Annotated in this window: 17 protein-coding genes and 1 tRNA gene; 8 read left to right on the top strand and 10 right to left on the bottom strand. The window is 53.8% G+C overall.

The genetic code is table 11. From position 1 onward, the window contains the following. Nucleotides 1–3: 3 nt before the first annotated feature. From rarA to lrp, 4 genes are all read right to left on the bottom strand, one after another. Nucleotides 4–1,347, bottom strand: coding sequence for a replication-associated recombination protein RarA (rarA, locus tag OGY68_RS08890; protein ID WP_048214581.1), 1,344 nt, complete (start codon nt 1,345–1,347; stop codon nt 4–6). Between the two features lie 10 nt (nt 1,348–1,357). Beyond that, nucleotides 1,358–1,969, bottom strand: coding sequence for an outer membrane lipoprotein periplasmic chaperone LolA (lolA, locus tag OGY68_RS08885; RefSeq protein WP_003831898.1), 612 nt, complete (start codon nt 1,967–1,969; stop codon nt 1,358–1,360). Nucleotides 1,970–2,080: 111 nt separating this feature from the next. Then, entirely contained in the window at nt 2,081–6,106 is a 4,026-nt protein-coding gene (gene ftsK / locus OGY68_RS08880; RefSeq protein ID WP_286616956.1) for a DNA translocase FtsK, read from the bottom strand. 134 nt (nt 6,107–6,240) lie between these two features. Continuing rightward, a complete protein-coding gene (gene lrp, locus OGY68_RS08875) occupies nt 6,241–6,735 on the bottom strand; it encodes a leucine-responsive transcriptional regulator Lrp (protein WP_002439523.1) in 495 nt (164 codons plus the stop codon). A gap of 547 nt (nt 6,736–7,282) precedes the next feature. Between lrp and trxB the strand changes: the two genes are divergently transcribed. The 5 genes from trxB (at nt 7,283) to infA (ending at nt 13,107) form a co-directional block, all read left to right on the top strand. Further along, nucleotides 7,283–8,251: a thioredoxin-disulfide reductase gene (gene trxB / locus OGY68_RS08870; protein ID WP_003831889.1), complete on the top strand. Its 969-nt coding sequence runs from the start codon at nt 7,283–7,285 to the stop codon at nt 8,249–8,251. Nucleotides 8,252–8,365: 114 nt separating this feature from the next. After that, a complete protein-coding gene (gene cydD / locus OGY68_RS08865; RefSeq protein WP_057068009.1) occupies nt 8,366–10,132 on the top strand; it encodes a heme ABC transporter permease/ATP-binding protein CydD in 1,767 nt (588 codons plus the stop codon). Beyond that, nucleotides 10,133–11,854: a heme ABC transporter ATP-binding protein/permease CydC gene (cydC, locus tag OGY68_RS08860; protein WP_057068008.1), complete on the top strand. Its 1,722-nt coding sequence runs from the start codon at nt 10,133–10,135 to the stop codon at nt 11,852–11,854. It begins immediately after the preceding gene. Between the two features lie 44 nt (nt 11,855–11,898). Continuing rightward, nucleotides 11,899–12,603: a leucyl/phenylalanyl-tRNA--protein transferase gene (aat, locus tag OGY68_RS08855; RefSeq protein ID WP_048235731.1), complete on the top strand. Its 705-nt coding sequence runs from the start codon at nt 11,899–11,901 to the stop codon at nt 12,601–12,603. Nucleotides 12,604–12,888: 285 nt separating this feature from the next. After that, on the top strand, nt 12,889–13,107 hold the full coding sequence (gene infA, locus OGY68_RS08845; RefSeq protein WP_002211347.1) for a translation initiation factor IF-1: 219 nt from the start codon (nt 12,889–12,891) through the stop codon (nt 13,105–13,107). 79 nt (nt 13,108–13,186) lie between these two features. Here infA and OGY68_RS08840 read toward each other — a convergent pair whose 3' ends face one another. Beyond that, complete coding sequence (locus OGY68_RS08840) at nt 13,187–14,098, bottom strand: LysR family transcriptional regulator (RefSeq protein WP_003831675.1); 912 nt, start codon at nt 14,096–14,098, stop codon at nt 13,187–13,189. Between the two features lie 108 nt (nt 14,099–14,206). Here OGY68_RS08840 and OGY68_RS08835 point away from each other — a divergent pair, with 108 nt between their 5' ends. The 3 genes from OGY68_RS08835 to OGY68_RS08825 all read left to right on the top strand — a co-directional run bounded on the left by OGY68_RS08835 (nt 14,207) and on the right by OGY68_RS08825 (nt 15,997). Further along, entirely contained in the window at nt 14,207–15,067 is an 861-nt protein-coding gene (locus OGY68_RS08835) for a pirin family protein (protein WP_057068006.1), read from the top strand. 16 nt (nt 15,068–15,083) lie between these two features. After that, entirely contained in the window at nt 15,084–15,761 is a 678-nt protein-coding gene (locus OGY68_RS08830; protein ID WP_003831673.1) for an isochorismatase family protein, read from the top strand. Between the two features lie 148 nt (nt 15,762–15,909). Then, nucleotides 15,910–15,997, top strand: a tRNA-Ser gene (locus OGY68_RS08825). 334 nt (nt 15,998–16,331) lie between these two features. Here the strand turns inward: OGY68_RS08825 and rlmC are convergent. Genes rlmC through potG form a run of 5 tightly spaced genes read right to left on the bottom strand, consistent with a single transcriptional unit; the run spans nt 16,332 to nt 20,987 of the window. Then, complete coding sequence (rlmC, locus tag OGY68_RS08820) at nt 16,332–17,459, bottom strand: 23S rRNA (uracil(747)-C(5))-methyltransferase RlmC (RefSeq protein ID WP_008784247.1); 1,128 nt, start codon at nt 17,457–17,459, stop codon at nt 16,332–16,334. A gap of 41 nt (nt 17,460–17,500) precedes the next feature. Continuing rightward, a complete protein-coding gene (locus OGY68_RS08815) occupies nt 17,501–17,989 on the bottom strand; it encodes a YbjO family protein (RefSeq protein ID WP_003035378.1) in 489 nt (162 codons plus the stop codon). Nucleotides 17,990–18,048: 59 nt separating this feature from the next. Next, nucleotides 18,049–18,894: a putrescine ABC transporter permease PotI gene (gene potI / locus OGY68_RS08810; RefSeq protein WP_008784246.1), complete on the bottom strand. Its 846-nt coding sequence runs from the start codon at nt 18,892–18,894 to the stop codon at nt 18,049–18,051. Continuing rightward, nucleotides 18,891–19,844 carry a putrescine ABC transporter permease PotH gene (gene potH, locus OGY68_RS08805; RefSeq protein ID WP_043015734.1) on the bottom strand — a complete coding sequence of 318 codons (954 nt, stop codon included), beginning with the start codon at nt 19,842–19,844 and terminating at the stop codon, nt 18,891–18,893. The genes potI and potH overlap by 4 nt, the downstream gene beginning before the upstream one ends. Nucleotides 19,845–19,853: 9 nt before the next feature. Beyond that, nucleotides 19,854–20,987 carry a putrescine ABC transporter ATP-binding subunit PotG gene (potG, locus tag OGY68_RS08800; protein WP_003831665.1) on the bottom strand — a complete coding sequence of 378 codons (1,134 nt, stop codon included), beginning with the start codon at nt 20,985–20,987 and terminating at the stop codon, nt 19,854–19,856. Nucleotides 20,988–21,060 lie beyond the last annotated feature (73 nt).

Here is a 21,060-nt window from a genome sequence, read left to right as displayed (position 1 = left end):
ACACTAACGGTAGCGTTTTATAGGGCTATTTTGATCCTGTCCGGCGAGCCAGGCGAGCTTTTCGCCAATCTTGCCTTCAAGACCTCTGTTTGTGGGGTGATAATAGCGCGTTTGTGCCATTTCCTGCGGGAAGTACTCTTCTCCGGCGGCATAGGCATTTGGTTCATCATGGGCGTAACGATACTCCTGACCATAGCCCATTTCTTTCATCAGCTTAGTTGGCGCATTGCGCAGGTGGACCGGCACGTCGTAATCCGGACGTTCACGGGCATCAGCCAGCGCGGCTTTGAAGGCGGTGTAAACCGCATTACTTTTCGGCGCGCAGGCCAGATAAACAATCGCCTGAGCAATCGCTCGTTCACCTTCCGCGGGTCCCACGCGGGTAAAGCAGTCCCATGCGGAAATTGCCACCTGCATGGCGCGAGGATCGGCATTGCCCACATCTTCAGAGGCAATTGCCAGACAGCGACGGGCTACATACAGCGGGTCACCGCCTGCACTAATGATGCGCGCATACCAATAAAGTGCCGCATCCGGGGCGCTGCCGCGAACCGATTTGTGTAATGCGGAGATGAGATCGTAAAAACGATCGCCTTTATTATCGAAGCGTGCGCTGCGTTCACCGGCAATTTCAGTGAGCAATTCTGGTTTCAATACGCGCTTACCGGAATCATCAACTTCGGCCATATCGGCCATCATTTCCAACGTATTCAGCGCTCGCCGCGCGTCGCCATTCACCAGTTCGGCAATCGCCCGACGCGTCTCTGGTGGCAGTACGATATCCTGACCACCGTAACCACGGGCATTATCTGACATCGCCTGGTCCAGCACCTGTTCAATATCGTCGGTGGTTAACGATTTCAGTAAATAAACACGCGCCCGCGACAACAGTGCCGAGTTCAGTTCAAACGAGGGATTTTCAGTGGTGGCGCCAATAAACGTGATGGTACCGTCTTCAATATGCGGTAAAAACGCATCCTGTTGGCTTTTATTAAAACGGTGAACTTCGTCCACGAACAGGATCGTACGTCGACCCGCGTTACGATTCTGACGCGCCCGCTCAATCGCTTCACGAATTTCTTTTACACCAGACGTGACCGCCGAAATTCGTTCAACATCGGCGTTAGCGTAACGGGCAATAACTTCGGCTAGCGTGGTTTTCCCCGTCCCCGGCGGCCCCCATAAAATCATAGAGTGCAGGTGCCCGGCCTCGATGGCGCGCGGCAAGGGTTTACCCGCAGCCAGCAGATGCTGCTGGCCGATGTACTGCGCTAAATTTTCTGGCCGCATACGTGCGGCCAGTGGCTGAAAGGTATTATCAGAAAAGTCGAGCGACAGATTGCTCACTCACACGCCTCTACTTACGTTGATCGTCAACCGTTACACCTTGCGGCGGGGTAAAGGTGAATTTCGAAGGTTCAATCGCACCATTCTGCTGAGATTTCAGCTGATAGCTGCTGCGCTGATCGTCTTGCTCAACGGCACTGAACTGATGGATCGTCCCGTCCCGCCCAACATTGATAGTAAACTGCTTCAGGTTACCGCTGCTGGTTTTTGGCGTCAGCACGAAATCGTCGCCGTTTTGCTTAATGTTGTACTGTTGCCAGTCGCTGGCCTGATTACGCGCAATCAGCATGAACGGCGTGTTGCCCGTGGCGTCTTTCAACCAGGTCGCAGTCGCCTGCTCAACAAACGGGTTAAAGAACCACAGCGTTTTACCATCGGAAACCAGGATGCTCTCGTCAGGCTGCGTCATATGCCAGTTAAAAAGATTAGGGCGTTTAACCCATAAGTCGCCCTGACCCTCCTGTACCGCAGCGCCGCTACCGTCCGTGACCTTCTGAGTAAAGCTGGCATGGAAGCTGCTGACTTTATCCAGACGGCTTTTCAGGTCGCTGGCAGCGTCAGCCCAGACGCTGCTCACCACAAAGCTAGACAGTAATGCACAGGTGATTGCGATTCTTTTCATCGTTATTCCTCAAAATACGTCACTCCCAACGGGGAGATCCCTCTGCTATCCATTTCAGGCCAAAAATCAGCATGAGGAAAGTAGAAAATACTGAATTACTTAACTTTGCAATCATTCGAAGGGCGGCGGAGCCAGCACTTCACGATTACCATTATGCCCTTGTTCGCTGACTATTCCCTGCGCTTCCATCTGTTCGATGATGCGCGCCGCTCGGTTGTAACCGATACGGAACTGACGTTGGACGCCGGAGATTGAGGCTTTGCGTTTCTGAGTGACAAAGTTCACCGCCTGATCGAACAGCGGATCCAGTTCTTCACCACCATCAAAGCCGCCACCGCCGCCTTCGCTTTCGCTGTCAGAGGTAATGCCATCAACGTATTGTGGACGGCCGCGCGCTTTCCAGTCCTGAACTACCGCGTGAACTTCTTCATCGCGTACAAAGGCGCCGTGTACACGCACAGGGATCGTCGAGTTTGGTGCAGAATAAAGCATGTCACCCATACCCAACAGCGATTCCGCTCCGCCCTGGTCAAGGATGGTACGCGAGTCAATTTTACTGGACACTGTAAAGGCGATACGCGTCGGGATGTTCGCTTTAATCAGACCGGTGATAACGTCAACTGACGGTCGCTGGGTTGCCAGCACCAGATGGATCCCCGCCGCACGCGCTTTTTGCGCCAGACGAGCGATCAGTTCTTCCACCTTTTTGCCAACGGTCATCATCAGGTCGGCGAATTCATCCACCAACACCACGATATACGGCAGTTTTTCCAGCACCGGATGCTGAACATCCATGCTGTCGCCCGGCTTCCAGTATGGGTCTGGAATCGGTCGTCCCATACGGGCGGCTTCAGCAATCTTATCGTTATAACCAGCAAGGTTACGCACGCCAAGCGCCGACATCAGTTTGTAGCGACGTTCCATTTCATTGACGCTCCAACGCAAGGCATTGGCGGCATCTTTCATGTCGGTCACAACTTCAGTCAGCAGATGCGGAATACCTTCATAAACAGAAAGTTCCAGCATTTTCGGGTCAATCATGATAAAGCGAACGTCTTCCGGCTGCGCTTTGTACAGCATGCTGAGGATCATGGCGTTCACCCCAACAGACTTACCGGAACCGGTTGTCCCTGCCACCAGCAGGTGCGGCATTTTAGCCAGATCGGCCACCACCGGTTCGCCCGCAATATCTTTGCCCAGCACCACAGTCAGCGGAGATGAGTTATCACGGAATTTAGCGTTATCCAGCACTTCACGCAGATAAACGGTTTGACGTTTTTTGTTCGGTAACTCTAGTCCGACATACGGTTTGCCTGGAATAACCTCGACCACACGTACCGCCGCGGTCGACAATGAACGCGCCAGATCTCGTGACAGGTTAGAAATACGCGCCGCTTTAACCCCTGGAGCCAGATTAAGCTCAAAGCGGGTAATCACCGGGCCAGGAGAGTAGTTCACCACATCGGCTTTAATGCGGAAATCCGCCAGACGCGCTTCCACCAGACGTGCCATTTGTTCCAGTGCGAACGTATCTATCGGCTCAACTTCGCTCGGCGGCGGCGTGAGCAGATCTAACGATGGCAGCGGCGTGCTTGGACGGTGCGCCGGACGACTATCCCCATTACGCATTAGCAGCGGATGGATCAGACTATCCTGCGGCGGCGGTGTAACAGGCTGCGTTGGCTGCTGATAATGCTGCTGCGATGCAACTGGCTGCGCTGGTTGCTGATAATGCTGCTGTGGTGCAACTGGCTGTGTCGGTTGCTGATAGTGCTGCTGCGGTGCAACTGGCTGCGCCGGTTGCTGATAATGCTGCTGCGGTGCAACTGGCTGCGCCGGTTGCTGATAATGCTGCTGCGGCGCAACGGGTTCCTGGTACTGCGGCGCGGGCTCCGGCATTACGCCAGGCGTAAACAGCGGCTCATGCGGCCCCTCATCCACCAGCGTTTTCATTGGCGAAAATTCAAAGTCATCGAGGGAGAATGGATTCGCTCCGGCAGGCTGTTCACCGGAATAACGCTGCTGCTGAGAAGAAGCAAACTGGCGGGCCAGTTCCGCTTCTGCGGCTGAATCTTCGTCATCAGTCTGGTGGGTATCGTCCTGATACTCTTCGCCATAACGATGCTGCTGCGACTGAGCGAACTGACGTGCCAGCTCGTCCTGCTGCATTGCATCCATTTCATCGTCACTGTACGCATCTGTATCAAGCTGCTCTTCGCGCGCTTTCTCTTCAGCCATACGCTGTGACGGCAGTTTTATGCCATATGAAGCCAGCTCACGACGAGTAGGCACGCGCACACGATTCGGACGCGGCAACTGCGGGCCAATGCCCTCTTTCACCTGCGGACGCGGCGTACCGCTGCCTGCAAGGCTAAAGACAGGTGCTGCGGCAGCGGCACTCACCCCTAACGCGGCGCTTTTTACGCCAGCGGCCAGCGGTGCAACGGCAGCAACAGACTCAACGGGCGGTATGGATGCAGTCGTCGGCATAGACGGCGTAGACGGCTTAACACGCTCAGGCTCCTGAGCAGGTTCTGGAATCGGCTGATACCATGCGGCCAGTTGCTCACGCTCACGCGCACGTTTCTCTTCGACTTCTTCAAAGTAATAGAGCGGCGGACGAGTCGGTTTAACTTCTTCAACCACCGGCTCAGGTTCCACCACTGTTGGTTGTTCAACCACAGGCTGCTGGAACGTAGTGCTCTGTTGAAAAGTTGGATCCTGCTGATAAACAGGTTGCTGCACAGGCTCCGGCTGATAAACAGGCTGCTGGAATGCGGCGTTCTGTTGAGAGGTCGGATCCTGTTGATAGACAGGTTGCAGCAAGGGCTCCGGCTGATAAACAGCTTCCGGCTGCGGCGCGACAGGCTGCGTATAAACAGGTTCAACGGGCTGCTGTGCGTAATATTGCGGCTGCGGACTCTGCTCCACAACCGGTTGTTGCCATGGCTCATACGGCTGCTGCACCGGAGGTTGCGCGTACTGGGCTGGCTGCGGATAACCTTCAGGCGCTGGTGCAATCGCGGCATCACCGGTTTGCGGGCCAGGCACGGGTTGCCAGGCCACAGTTGGGACCGGTTGCTCCATAACAGTGTTGGTCACGGGTGACGTTTGCAGTAACGGATCGACCGGTGCGCTCCAGGCCTGAGCGGCTGTTGTAGCTGCAGCTGCTGCAGCCACAGGCTCGGTCACCGAGTGGCCGTTAAGCAGTGGATCAAGTTCGTCATATTCAGGCAGCGTCGCGCGATTACCGGAAAACAGCACATCATTAGGATCGGCAACCACGCCACGGGCGCTGTATTCAATTTCGTCTTCATCATCCATGCGTTTGCCGGAGAACAGCGCCGCATCGGTATGACGACCAAGCGGGTTGGTAAATTTCTCCGCCAGACGTTTACGGCGCGCTAACGCACCGCGCAGGATACGAGCTCGGCGCGATTCATGGGGTTTGCCATCAGCGGCGTCGACAGACTCTTCTTCGTCTTCATACTCTTCGTCATCGACCCAGGTATCGTCGCGGCGGGTACGGTTGCTGGCAAACGTCAGGATATTGAGTAACCAGCCGCCCAGTTTTTCCGCAATGCTCACCCATGACCAACCGGTGAACAGCGTTAATCCCGCTGCCCAAATGCACAACAATGTCAGCGTGCCGCCGCTGCTGTGCAGCAATGGTTGTAGCGTGGTGCTGAGCAGACTGCCGATCACGCCGCCAGAGGCGAAATACCAGATGTCATCGGCGTTAATTGCGGCCAGCCCGCAGGAAGTGAGAATCAGCGCCAGAACGCCAATAATGCGTAGCGAGACGGCAAAATAATCGACGTATTCGTCGCTGGCCTGATGTCGCCAGGCAAACCAGCAGCCACCGACAATGATGACGGGGATGGTGTAGGCCATGACGCCAAAAATAAAGAACAGCGTATCCGCCAGCCATGCTCCAGGTATTCCACCCAGATTATGGATAGGCTCATGCCACGCGGTTTGCGACCAACTGGGATCCGAAGGGTTAAAGCTGAGTAAGGCAGCCATCAACCAGACGGCAAAAAGGGCAATAAGGATCAGTAGCGCTTCCAGAAGTCGGCGCCCGCTGCTTAACTTCGTCAATGTGACGTCTTTGTCTTCAGTGTATTCCTGGCTCAAAAACGGCTCTCCAGGTTTCGGGCTTTTCCTGCCCGATGCTAAAACGGACAACAGCACCGGGTTGCCCCGGCACTGTTGCTGTATGGATTAACAGGAGTGTAATCAAACTGCGTCGATTTTGCACCTGTTCCGTGTTAGCGCGTCTTAATTACCAGACGATTGCTCTGTTTGACTTCTTCCATTACTACATAAGTACGTGTGTCATTCACGCCAGGCAGACGCAGCAGGGTTTCCCCCAACAGCTTACGGTATGCCGACATATCCGGTACGCGTGTTTTCAGCAAATAGTCGAAATCACCGGAAACCAAATGACACTCTTGAATTTCTTCAAGTTTTTGTACTGCAGAGTTAAATTGTTCAAACACATCCGGGGCGCCACGATTCAGAGTAATCTCAACAAAAACCAGAAGTGATGCATCCAGATAATGCGGGTTTAACAGCGCTGTATAGCCCTGAATAAAACCCTGTCTTTCCAACCGACGCACACGCTCAAGGCAGGGCGTTGGTGAAAGTCCCACACGTTTAGAAAGCTCGACGTTAGAAATACGCCCATCCTTTTGCAGCTCATTAAGAATGTTACGATCGATACGGTCGAGATCTTTGCCAGGGCGCTTCTTACTATCTACCATTATTATTGTCTCTCTGTATTCCTTCCCTACTCCTGCCTGACTCTACCAACATCACTGTTCAGAGTCGCTACCCATCAAAATAAACCGCAACCCAGAGGGATTTTCGGTTCGCAATGTCTGGGTTTATGGTGAGAAGACCGTTGCCTGTCGGCGGCTATCGACATCACGAATGGCATCTGTCCACACCATGCGTAGATTTCGCTAACACGGTAAACATGGTATCTACATGCATGATTATGCAGCACATACATGACACAGTTTTTTTCTTCCTTGAATGTTTTCGCAAAACAGCAGGGGATTGTCAAAGCAAAACATCGATTTTTAGTACAACATGCCAGTTATTCATTCGCAGTGATGGAAAATCGTCATTTTATCACCTTATAACTGACCGATTTTAAGTAGAAATCGTTATAGTATTACGACTAATTCTGCCGCTCATCGGTTCCCGCTATTACACATATTGTTAACAAAATCGCCATACTCTTTTTTTACGCCTGTAAATTCCCTACAATCCTGCTCATTGCCTGCTAACAACTATGGGGATCTCATGGGCGCAACCAAACACAGTAAACTTCTTATTCTGGGCTCTGGCCCTGCGGGGTATACCGCTGCGGTCTACGCTGCACGCGCGAACCTGCAACCGGTACTGATTACCGGTATGGAAAAAGGTGGTCAGTTGACCACAACAACAGAAGTGGAGAACTGGCCTGGCGATCCGCACGATCTCACAGGCCCATTGCTGATGGAACGCATGCACGAACATGCGACCAAATTTGAAACTGAAATTATTTTTGATCATATCAGCAAAGTTGATCTGCAAAACCGCCCTTTCCGTCTGACCGGCGACAGCGGTGAATACACCTGTGACGCACTAATCATCGCCACCGGTGCGTCAGCACGCTACCTGGGTCTGCCTTCAGAAGAAGCCTTCAAAGGCCGTGGCGTTTCCGCCTGCGCGACCTGCGACGGTTTCTTCTACCGTAACCAAAAAGTTGCGGTGATCGGCGGCGGCAACACTGCTGTTGAAGAAGCGCTGTACCTGGCGAATATCGCATCTGAAGTGCATTTGATTCACCGTCGCGACAGCTTCCGCGCCGAGAAAATCCTGATCAAGCGTTTGATGGATAAAGTCGAAAACGGCAACATCGTGCTGCATACCCACCGCACACTGGAAGAAGTGACCGGCGATCAAATGGGCGTAACCGGACTGCGCCTGCGCGATACGCAAAACACTGACAACGTCGAGTCACTTGACGTTGCAGGCTTGTTTGTCGCTATCGGCCACAGCCCGAATACCGCCATTTTTGACGGTCAGCTTGAACTGGAAAATGGCTACATCAAAGTTCAGTCCGGGATTCATGGTAACGCCACCCAAACCAGCATTCCGGGTGTATTCGCCGCCGGTGACGTGATGGACCATATTTATCGCCAGGCGATCACTTCAGCAGGCACCGGTTGTATGGCTGCGCTTGACGCAGAGCGTTATCTCGACGGTCTGGCAGACGCTTGCAAATAAGTTTTACAAATCAGTAACAAAAGTAAAAAAGGCGACTATAAGTCGCCTTTATTTTTGCCTCGTTGTAACATTGTCCTGCCCAAAAATTCCAATAACTCACCTGCTAAGCGTGCAATGAATAAAACCCGTCAAAAAGAGCTGACCCGCTGGTTAAAACAGCAAAGTGTAATTTCCCAACGATGGCTGAACATTTCACGCCTGTTGGGGTTCGTGAGCGGCCTGTTAATTGTCGCTCAGGCCTGGCTCATGGCCCGAATTCTCGACCATATGATCATGGACAATATCCCCAGAGAGGCGCTTCTGCTCCCTTTCATTGTGCTGGTATTGATTTTCATCCTGCGGGCATGGGTCGTCTGGTTACGCGAACGCGTCGGGTTTCATGCTGGCCAACATATCCGCTTTGAGATTCGCCGCCAGGTGCTTGACCGTCTGCAACAAGCAGGTCCCGCCTGGATACAAGGTAAACCAGCCGGGAGCTGGGCTACGCTAATCCTGGAACAGATTGATGACATGCATGATTACTATGCACGCTATCTGCCGCAAATGGCGCTGGCCGTATGCGTCCCCTTATTGATCGTGGCGGCGGTATTCCCGTCAAACTGGGTAGCCGCCCTTATTCTGCTTGGAACTGCCCCGCTGATCCCGTTGTTTATGGCGATGGTTGGTATGGGTGCAGCCGATGCTAACCGCCGCAACTTTCAGGCTCTTGCTCGCCTCAGCGGCCATTTCCTCGATCGCCTGCGGGGCATGGAAACGCTAAGAATCTTTGGCCGCGGTGAAGCTGAAACAGAAAGCATCCGCGCAGCGTCACAGGATTTCCGCCAGCGCACCATGGAAGTCCTGCGCCTGGCGTTTCTGTCATCCGGTGTCCTTGAGTTCTTTACCTCCCTGTCCATCGCACTGGTCGCGGTTTACTTCGGTTTTTCCTACCTCGGTGAACTCGATTTTGGCCACTACGGGACTGGCGTCACATTGGCAGCTGGCTTCCTGGCGCTCATTCTGGCGCCGGAATTTTTCCAACCCCTGCGCGATCTGGGCACGTTTTATCACGCCAAAGCACAAGCCGTTGGTGCAGCAGACAGTCTGAAAACCTTCATGGAAACCCCGCTTGCACATCCTGAGCGTGGTGATATTGAGCTGACAACAAAAGACGCAGTTTCAATTGAAGCAGAAGATCTGGTCATCACCTCGCCGGAAGGTAAAGTGCTTGCTGGTCCGCTCAACTTTACCCTGCCAGCGGGCCAACGCGCGGTGCTGGTTGGCCGCAGCGGCTCCGGCAAAAGTTCGTTGCTCAATGTCCTGTCCGGTTTTCTCTCTTATCAGGGATCGCTGCGGATTAACGGCTTTGAGCTGCGCGACCTGTCGCCTGATTGCTGGCGCAAACAGCTGTCTTGGGTTGGACAAAACCCGCAGCTCCCTGCCGCCACGTTACGTGATAACGTGCTGCTCGCTCGCCCCGATGCCAGCGAAGAACAGCTGCAAGCCGCACTCGACAGCGCCTGGGTCAGTGAGTTTTTACCACTTCTGCCACAGGGTGTGGATACACCAGTAGGCGATCAGGCTGCTCGACTTTCTGTCGGACAAGCGCAGCGCGTTGCCGTGGCTCGCGCCTTACTCAATCCATGTCAGTTGTTGTTGCTTGACGAGCCCGCCGCCAGCCTTGATGCACACAGCGAACAACGCGTGATGCAGGCGTTGAAAGCAGCGTCACGCCGCCAGACCACGCTGATGGTGACACACCAACTTGAAGATCTTGCCGACTGGGACGCTATCTGGGTGATGCAGGACGGACAGATCGTTGAACAAGGCACTTATGCCGAACTTAGCGCAGCCAACGGGGCGTTTGCGACATTACTGGCTCATCGTCAGGAGGACATTTAAATGCGCGCTTTGCTACCTTATCTGACGCTGTATAAACGTCACAAATGGATGTTAACCCTGGGGATCGTTCTGGCGATCGTCACACTGCTGGCAAGTATTGGTTTGCTGACGCTTTCCGGCTGGTTCCTGTCGGCTTCTGCTGTGGTGGGTGTCACCGGGATTTACAGTTTTAACTATATGCTCCCTGCTGCCGGGGTACGCGGTGCGGCAATCACCCGAACCGCGGGCCGCTATTTCGAGCGGCTGGTCAGCCACGACGCGACGTTCCGCGTGCTGCAACATTTGCGTATTTATACCTTCAGCAAACTGCTGCCGCTCTCCCCTGCTGGCCTGTCCCGTTATGGACAAGGTGAATTGCTTAACCGCGTAGTGGCAGATGTCGACACGCTCGATCATCTCTATTTGCGCGTGCTCTCCCCGCTTGTGGGCGCTTTTGTCGTCATCATGGTGGTCACGCTGGGGCTAAGCGTTCTCGATTTCACGCTGGCTATCACTCTCGGCGGTATTATGCTGCTGACCTTATTTATCTTGCCCCCACTCTTTTATCAGGCAGGTAAAAGCACCGGGCAAAGCTTGACGCATTTACGTGGGCAGTATCGTCAGCAGTTAACATCCTGGCTGCAGGGCCAGGCTGAATTGACCATCTTTGGCGCCAGTGAACGTTACCGCGCCCAAATGGAAGCCACCGAGTTGCAGTGGCACGAAGCCCAACGACGTCAGTCTGAATTAACGGCGCTATCACAGGCGGTCATGCTGTTAGTCGGCGCACTGGCAGTGGTTGTAATGTTATGGATGGCCTCAGGCGGCGTGGGTGGCAATACTCAACCTGGCGCACTGATCGCGCTGTTTGTCTTCTGTGCGCTGGCCGCGTTTGAAGCTTTGGCACCCGTCACCGGCGCGTTTCAGCATCTCGGACAGGTTATTGCCTCTGCGCTGCGCATCACCGAACTGACCGAACAACAGCCAGAAGTCACCTTCCCGGATGCCGGTTCTCCAGTTTCTGAGCAGGTCACTCTCACGCTACGCGATGTTTCATTCAGCTATCCGGGGCAAGCACAAAAAGCGCTAGACACCCTTTCGCTGCAGGCTCAGCCCGGTGAACACATTGCGATTCTCGGTCGCACCGGCTGCGGTAAGTCAACGTTACTACAATTGCTGACCCGCGCATGGGATCCGCAGCACGGCGAAATTCTGATTAATGAGCAGCCGATTTCAGCCCTCAGTGAAGCCACGCTGCGCCAGAGCATCAGCGTCGTGCCACAGCGCGTGCACCTGTTCAGCGCGACGCTTCGCGATAACCTGCTACTGGCAGCACCGCACGCCAGTGATGACACATTATCCGCAATGCTGTGCCGCGTCGGTCTGGACAAACTGCTAGAGGGTGATGGACTCAATGCCTGGTTAGGCGAAGGCGGTCGTCAGCTTTCTGGCGGCGAACTCCGTCGTCTGGCTATCGCCCGCGCCTTATTGCACGATGCCCCACTGATGCTGCTGGATGAACCGACCGAAGGGCTTGATGCCACAACAGAAAGCCAAATGCTTGAATTAATTGGCGATGTCATGCGCGATAAAACCGTACTGATGGTGACACATCGTCTGCGTGGCTTGTCACGTTTTGATCAAATAATAGTGATGGACAACGGACACATTATTGAGCAAGGTAATCACGCAGATTTGTTAGCCCGGCAGGGGCGTTATTACCAGTTTAAGCAACGTCTGTAAGCTATTATTGAACGATCAAACTCGCGTAGTGGAGTTTCGCTGTCATGCGCCTGGTGCAATTGTCCCGCCATTCTATAGCCTTCCCTTCACCGGAAGGCGCTTTACGCGAGCCTAACGGTTTGTTGGCGCTTGGCGGCGATCTCAGTCCAGCTCGACTGTTAATGGCCTACCAGCGCGGAATTTTCCCGTGGTTTTCACCTGGCGACCCCATCCTTTGGTGGTCGCCCGATCCACGCGCCATTCTTTGGCCCGAGAAATTTCATCTCAGCCGCAGCATGAAACGTTTTCATAAAAACTCACCTTATCGCGTGACGCTCAATTACGCGTTCGGTCAGGTGATTGAAGGCTGCGCGAACGACCGGGAAGAAGGCACCTGGATAACGCATGATGTAGTGGACGCCTACCATCGCCTGCACGAGCTGGGCCATGCGCACTCCATTGAAGTATGGCGACAAAATGAATTAGTGGGCGGTATGTATGGCGTGGCGCAAGGTACGCTATTTTGTGGCGAATCAATGTTCAGCCGTCAGGAAAATGCGTCCAAAACCGCACTGCTTGTTTTTTGCGCTGAATTTATCCGTCAGGGCGGAAAATTAATCGACTGCCAGGTATTAAATAGCCACACAGCTTCGCTGGGCGCCGTCGAAACCCCACGTCGGGAGTACCTTGAACACCTGAGCAGACTGCGCCAGCAGCGGCTACCGAGCCATTTCTGGGTTCCCAGGACGTTATTTTCGCCTCAGAGGTGAATGTTTTCGGCACATTTTTTGTCGGGGTGTTATAATTGTCGCGCAGAGTTGGTTTAGCCCATTACCCCGCCGCCGTTAAGGAACAGTTCGCGTCAGGCAACGCCTATCGTTTATCTCCTCGTTCCCTTACACGTTGCGCTTTAAGTGCGGCTTTGCCGTGTGTGGTTAGAGTAATGCGCCAAACCCGATTTGCTGTGTTTTAAACGCACAAATCTTTACTTATTAAAAGAACTTCGGCATTATCTTGCCGGTTCAAATTACGGTAGTGATACCCCAGAGGATTAGATGGCCAAAGAAGACAATATTGAAATGCAGGGTACCGTTCTCGATACGTTACCTAATACCATGTTCCGCGTAGAGTTAGAAAACGGTCACGTGGTTACTGCACACATCTCCGGTAAAATGCGTAAAAACTATATCCGCATCCTGACGGGCGACAAAGTGACTGTTGAGCTGACCCCGTACGACCTGAGCAAAGGCCGCATTGTCTTCCGTAGTCGCTGATTGTTTTTAACGCCCGAATGGCGTCCAGATAATAAAAGGTCGGTTTAACCGGCCTTTTTTGTGGGCCAAGGTCAGGTATTTAATCCTCAATCATCCGCGCATATTCTTCCGTTAAGAAATCCACTAATGTGCGTACTGACGGCAATAATCCCCTGCGTGATGGAAAGACTGCGTGAATTATTTCTCGCTTCGGTTCCCAGCCGTCGAGCAATGCCACCAGTTCACCCGCAGCTACTTGATCTTTTACCATCAGCTGTGGAAGTTGAACTACCCCCACACCGGCAACTGCGGCTTCACGTAACGCCAGCATATCGGTGGTGATCATACGTGGCGTGAAATGCACCTCCGCACGTGCGCCCTGCGGCCCGAATAACTCCCAACGATGCACATGTTTACCCGTCGCCAGACTCAGGCCAGGCCAACGCGTCAGCTCCGCCGGAGAATGTAGCGTTCCCATTTGCTCGATTAACTGCGGGCTGGCATACAAACGATGCCCCCTGTCCGCCAGCACACGCATCACCAGGTCGCTATCCTCAAATGGTCGGGGCCTGACGCGAATCGCCACGTCCAAACCCTCTCCAACCACGTCCACGCGGCGGTTAGTGGCCTCCAGTTGCACTGATACGTCAGGATAACGCGCCATAAAACGGGCAAGCATTGGCCCGATATGCACATGCAGCAGCGTGACCGGACACGTCAACTTCACCACGCCACGCGGTTCAACCTGTAACGCGGCAATCGCATCCTGCGCTGCCTGCGCTTCCACCAGCATCGCCTTACAGTGTTCGTAAAAGGTTTGTCCAACTTCAGTCACGTTAAACTGGCGGGTGGTTCGCTGAATCAGTCGAACTCCCAGCGTCTCTTCCAGTTGCGCTATCCGTCGGCTTAGTTTTGATTTCGGTTCATCAAGCGCCCGACCCGCCGCCGCGAATCCCCCTTCCTCTACAACATGTACAAACCATGCAAAATCATTGAGATCCGGCTTTGTCATCTAATTGTCCTATTTATGAGACAGTGAGGACTATTTTAGCTACTACTCAGCTCGCTGTCATGAATATAAGCTTATTCACATCAAGATAACGCCACAGAGGAGACAAATATGAAACAAGTAACAGGCGTCTACACCGCACCTCGCCCACACTGGGTTGGCGATGGATTTCCGGTTCGCTCGATGTTTTCTTACCAGTCTCATGCTGAGCAACTAAGTCCGTTCCTGCTGCTGGATTACGCCGGTCCACATACGTTTACGCCGGGTAACGAAAAACGCGGCGTAGGCGAACACCCTCACCGTGGTTTTGAGACGGTGACAATCGTTTACAGTGGCGAAGTTGAACACCGTGATTCAACCGGTCGCGGCGGCATTATCGGCCCCGGCGACGTGCAGTGGATGACCGCAGGAGCAGGAATATTACACGAAGAATTCCATTCACCTGAATTTAACCGTCAGGGTGGCGAACTGGAAATGGTACAGCTGTGGGTCAATCTGCCAGCAAAAGACAAAATGGCCGTTCCGGGTTACCAGGGCATCAGCAGCGATGTGATCCCCACTGTCGCCCTGCCTGATGAAGCAGGGAGCGTTCGTGTGATTGCGGGCAGCTATCAGGATACAAAAGGCCCGGCACATACCTTCTCGCCGCTGAACGTCTGGGATATGCGTTTGCAACGTAATCATCAGCTCACGTTGTCCCAGCCGGAAGGATGGAGCACTGCGCTGGTGGTATTGAAAGGGAATATCACCGTAAACGGCACTACGTCTGCCAGCGAAGCGCAACTGGTGGTGCTGAGCCAGCAGGGGAAAACGCTGCATATTGAAGCCTCCAGCGACGCCAGCGTGCTGCTGCTTTCTGGAGAACCGTTGAACGAGCCGATTGTAGGTTACGGTCCATTTGTAATGAACACGAAACAAGAAATCGCTGAAGCCGTACGCGATTTTAACTCCGGCCGCTTTGGCCAAATCTGAATCGAAGGAGAAGAATATGTCCAGTCCTGCAAACTTTAATGGTTCACGTCCGGTCATCGATGTGAATGATTCCGTCATGCTGCTTATCGATCATCAGAGCGGGCTGTTCCAGACCGTCGGCGACATGCCAATGCCAGAACTGCGTGCGCGTGCCGCCGCGCTGGCTAAAATGGCGACTCTGGCGAAGATGCCGGTGATTACCACGGCATCCGTACCGCAGGGACCTAACGGCCCGCTGATCCCTGAGATCCACGCCAATGCGCCGCATGCCCAATATGTGGCGCGTAAAGGCGAAATCAACGCCTGGGATAACGAAGACTTCGTGAAAGCGGTCAAAGCAACGGGTCGTAAAACGCTGATTATCGCCGGTACGATTACCAGCGTGTGCATGGCTTTCCCGGCTATCAGCGCGGTTGCGGAAGGCTATAAGGTTTTCGCTGTGATCGACGCTTCCGGTACTTACAGCAAAATGGCGCAGGAAATCACCCTGGCTCGTGTTGTTCAGGCTGGCGTCGTGCCGATGGATACCGCCGCAGTCGCTTCTGAAATTCAGGGCACTTGGAACCGTGAAGACGCCGCCGAATGGGCGGAAGTGTATACCAAAGTCTTCCCGGCTTATCAGTTGCTGATCGAAAGCTACAGCAAAGCTCAGGAAGTCGTGACCAGCGGCGAAAAACTGGACTCTCAGCGCTAATCCTTTCCTCCGCGCCTGCCTGGGCGGAGGAATATGTATATTGCGTAACCAAACGAGAGTTAACACGTAAATTCTGCTTGACCGTTTTAGCGCAACTCCCTATAGTAGCGCCCCGTTGCCCCCAAGCGGTCAGGCAGCAATACAATATGGTGAGGTGTCCGAGTGGCTGAAGGAGCACGCCTGGAAAGTGTGTATACGGCAACGTATCGGGGGTTCGAATCCCCCCCTCACCGCCATATTTTAAGAAGAGCTCGTACGAAAGTACGGGCTTTTTTTTCGCATGTTGCAGATCTGCGGGGGGATGAGAAGCCCCGACCGGGGTTCGACTACTGGCGCAGCCAGTTGGACAGACCGGGAGCGCAGCGAACGGGCTGCCCCGTAGGGGCGAGCAAAGCGAGTCAATCCCCCCCTCACCGCCATATTTTAAGAAGAGCTCGTACGAAAGTACGGGCTTTTTTTTTCGCATGTTGCATTTGCCGGATGCGGCGCAAGCGCCTTATCCAGCCTACATTGCTACAGCCCTGCATATCTCTGTAGGCCTGATAAGCGAAGCGCCATCAGGCATGGCAGTTATTGTCGGCTGAGCAGCGTTAGCACTTCATAGTGCGCGGTGTGTGGGAACATATCGAAAAGTTGGACGCGTTCAATGCGATACCCGGGCAACTCACGAATATCCTTCGCCATAGTTTGCGCATTACAGCTGGAATAAACGATATAACGCGGTGCCATGCGGGAGAGAAAATCGCACAGCGGCTTTCCAATCCCGCGACGCGGCGGATTCACCAGCACCAGGTCAGGTACTTCGCCCTGAGCGGTAGCAAACTGGGTTGAATCCAGCGCCTGAAAATGCAGATTCTGCAACCCAAGCTCCTGCGCTGACTGCTTCGCACAGGTAATCGCTTCTGGCGCGATTTCAATCCCCGTCAGTTTCATTTGCGGTGTAGCACAGTGCAGACCAAAACCCCCGACGCCGCAAAACAAATCCCACATGTGATTAACCGGAAGCTGACGCACCCAGTCACGCGCCGTGGCATATAACTGCCCCGCTACCACCGGATTGGTCTGGAAGAAACTCTGCGGGCGGATCCACAACGGCACATCGTTAAAGCGTTCCGCCAGCGCCTGTTGTTCCGTCAGGAAGATTTCTGTCTCCCCTTCCATAATCGCCATATGCACCGGCTGAATATTGGCAGTGATCACTTTTAACTGTGGGAGTTGTGCCTGCAGCCAGGGTAGTGCCGCGCGCAGTTGTGCCATTTTTGCGTCAGAACGCAGGACAAAACGCAGCATCATACCGCCGTCGTATCGGCTTTCCGTTAACAGCAGATATTTCAGCTCCCCGCGTTTGCGCGCCACGTTATAGGGCGTCAGCCCCGCCCGAGCGATAAACGGCTTAAGCGCGGAAAATACAGGCGCAAAAGACTCAGGATAGAGCGGACAGTCGCACAAGTCCTCAGGCGTACCGTCACGATGCAGCATTCCCAGCAGCGGTTTTTCCACGCTGCCGCTGACTACCATTTTGGCTTTATTACGAAACGCGCTTTCCGGACCACTGACCGGCGCGCACCATTCTCCGACCGGATACTCGGCCAGCAGATTCTGCAGATCGGCTGTTTTTTCGAAGAGTTGATCGGCGACAGGCTGTGTTATCCACTGACAGGAGCGGCAGCGTTCGGCGTCATATAGTGCGCACTGCATACAAAGACCTACAAATTAACCGGGGGCCAAGATTATACACGTTATTGCAAACGGAAGAACCGCCTGCTGGACGCAGGAACAAACAGCAGCAGCAATACCAGCATATCCGGCAGTTTTTGCATCACCAGCGTATGCAGGATTTCGCGTCTGGACTCCCCCGCAATGCTGAACAGTTCTGGATATCCGTAGCCCAGCGAAGCCGCCCACAGATAGACGCTGGCGATAATCTGGGTCAACAGATAGATCCAGCGTGCCCAGTTCCGTCCTTTTACCAGCGAAAATGCGCAGTAAATTTCGATAAATAGCAGCACCAGACTGCCCAGAAACACCAGCGTCAAATTCCAGGTCTGCACACTGCGATGAATAAACTCACTGGTTCCACGAAACCCAAGCGTATTAAAAATCATCAACAGATCGAGACAGCGGATCATGATAATAGCCAGCGCCGCCACCTGCACCAAAGCAGGGACGTTTAAGCGAGCATGTGATGTGGATGATTTCTTAAAAAATCCCAACGCGTCGTCTTCCATGAAAACGGCGCAACCACCACAGCTGCGCCGTATAGACAGGTTGGCAGATTTTAGTTTTTTCAGCCGCGTCTTGCACGTTGGATATCGCGGATCCGTTGTTTTTCTGTTCGCGCCATCAGATACCACGCGATAAATCCGATAATTCCTACCACACCAAGGATCAGTGTCGCCAGGGCGTTGATCTCCGGGTTCACCCCCATACGTACGCTGGAGAACACCAGCATCGGTAACGTTGTGGCGCCAGGACCAGAGACAAAGCTGGCAATAACCAGATCATCGAGTGACAGCGTGAAGGCTAATAGCCAACCGGAAATCACCGCCGGCATAATCATCGGCAGGGTGATGACGAAAAAGACCTTCAGCGGCGTGGCGCCGAGATCCATCGCCGCTTCCTCAATGGAGTGATCCAGTTCGCGCAAGCGTGAAGAAATCACCACCGCCACATATGCCGTACAGAAAGTGACGTGCGCCAGCCAGATGGTCAGCATGCCGCGATCCGCCGGCCAGCCGATGGCGTGAGCCAACGCAACAAACAGCAGCAGCAGCGACAAACCGGTAATAACATCCGGCATGACCAGCGGCGCGGTGATCATAAAGGCGAAACCATTCGAACCACGAAAACGACCAAAGCGCACCATTACCACGGCGGCGATGGTGCCAAGGATTGCCGCCATCGTCGCAGCACCCGCAGCAATCGTTAAGCTCATGCCGACGGCGCTTATCATCGCGCTATCGTGGAAAAGCTCACCATACCAACGGGTTGACCAACCCGCCCATACCGTCACCAGCTTCGAGCTGTTAAACGAATAGATAACCAGCATTAGCATCGGCGCATACAGGAAGGTAAAGCCCACTACCAGGATAAAAATACGCCACGGCGAGCGAACGACCGGTAAGTTATTCATCCGTGTTCCCCCACACTTTTTTGCTGATATTTATGGAACCACATGATTGGCACAATCAGTAACAGCAGCATAATAATGGCGACAGCAGAAGCCACCGGCCAGTCGCGGTTATTGAAAAACTCTTGCCAAAGCACACGGCCAATCATGATGCTATCCGGTCCGCCCAACAGTTCCGGGATCACAAACTCGCCAACAGCCGGAATAAATACCAGCATTGACCCGGCGATAATACCGCCCTTGGTCAACGGCACAATCACGCTAAAGAAGGTCTTCAGCGGCCGGGCACCTAAATCCAGCGCAGCTTCCACCAGCGAGTAATCGATACGGGTCAGCGCGGTATAAATCGGCAGCACCATAAAGGGCAAATAGGCGTAAACAATACCGATGTAGACCGCCAGATTGGTGTGCAAAATCGTCAACGGTTGGTCGATGACACCCAGCCACATCAGGAAGTTGTTCAGCACGCCGTTGTTTTTGAGGATCCCCATCCAGGCATATACGCGAATTAAAAACGAGGTCCAGGACGGCAGGATCACCAGCAGCAACAGAATATTGCGCGTCGAGGGCTTGCTGTGCGCGACCGCCCATGCCAGCGGGTATCCCAACAGCAGGCAACAGACAGTCGAAACTCCCGCCACCTGCAACGATTGCAGGTACGCATCAAAATAGAGCGGATCGTCCGTCAGTTGCAGGAAATTGCCTAAGTTGAGCGTGATGGAGAGCTGACCATCAGCCCATGAAACGAGGTCGGTATACGGCGGAATAGCGCGCGCCATTTCAGCCAAACTGATTTTGAAGACGATCAGAAACGGCAGCAGGAACAGGAGCAATAGCCACACATACGGCAGCGCGATCACCAGCTTGCGCCCGTGCTTCATTTGCAGCCGCGACATAAACAGCGTGAATCGCCCCGCTTTATCTACGCGTGCCGGAGGTTCAAGTGTACTCATCTTCGCTCCTTAAACCGTCAACACCACACAACTGTCCGCATCCCAACATAAACGGACCTCGTCACCCCAGGTTGGTAACCCTTTACGATAACGATGTTCATTTTGTAGCTGGGCGCTCAACATCTGGCCGCTTTTCAAACGTACGTGGTACACCGACAAATCCCCCAGATAGGCAATGTGCACCACTTCGCCTACCGCGAAGTTATAACCCTCTGGCGGAGGGGCTTCGCAGAGCATGATTTTTTCCGGACGTAGCGCAACATACACCGGGACGTTATCGACAACAGAAGCATCGGCGTCCACTTTCAGCGGATGCACCAGACCAGGAGACTCAATCACCAGACCGTCTTCCTGGCGTTCTTTTAGCAGTCCCTCAAAAACGTTTACCGAACCGATAAACTCTGCGCTGTAACGCGTAGTCGGATGCTCATAGATCTCTTCAGGCTCGCCAATCTGAACAAATTTGCCACGGTTCATGATCGCAATACGGCCCGCCATCGTCATGGCTTCTTCCTGATCGTGTGTCACCATCACGCAGGTCACGCCGACGCGTTCAAGGATATCCACTACTTCCAGTTGCATGCGGTCTCGGAGTTTTTTATCCAGCGCCCCCATTGGCTCATCCAGCAGCAGCAGTTTCGGACGTTTTGCCAGGCTGCGCGCCAGTGCCACGCGCTGACGCTGGCCGCCAGAAAGCTGATGTGGCTTGCGTTTGGCGAACTCCTGCATATGCACGAGTCCCAGCATCTCATTCACCCGACTGGCGATTTCAGCCTTCGGCAGTTTGTCCTGCTTGAGGCCAAAGGCAATGTTCTGCTCGACAGTCATGTGCGGAAACAAAGCGTAGGACTGAAACATCATATTAATCGGACGCAGATAAGGCGGGACATGCGCTAAATCGACGCCATCAAGCATGATTTGCCCAGTAGTCGGCAGTTCAAATCCCGCCAGCATCCGTAGCAGAGTCGATTTGCCACAGCCGGACGCGCCGAGCAGAGCAAATATTTCACCTTTGTAGATAGTAAGATTGACGTCATCAACGGCGTGCTGACCGTCAAATGACTTGGTCAGATTGCGAATTTCAAGCAGCGGGGTCAGCGCTTTGCGGATTTTCGCTTGTGGGCGTGGGGTTGCATCATTCACTCAGGTGCTCTCCGGCATAAAACAAAGAAACGGTGCAAATAACGCACCATAACGGTGCGTATTGCCGGGTTAT

The sequence above is a fragment of the Citrobacter sp. Cpo065 genome (assembly GCF_030332805.1).
Lineage (GTDB): Bacteria > Pseudomonadota > Gammaproteobacteria > Enterobacterales > Enterobacteriaceae > Citrobacter > Citrobacter portucalensis.
This window is presented reverse-complemented; position numbering and strand designations above follow the sequence as displayed.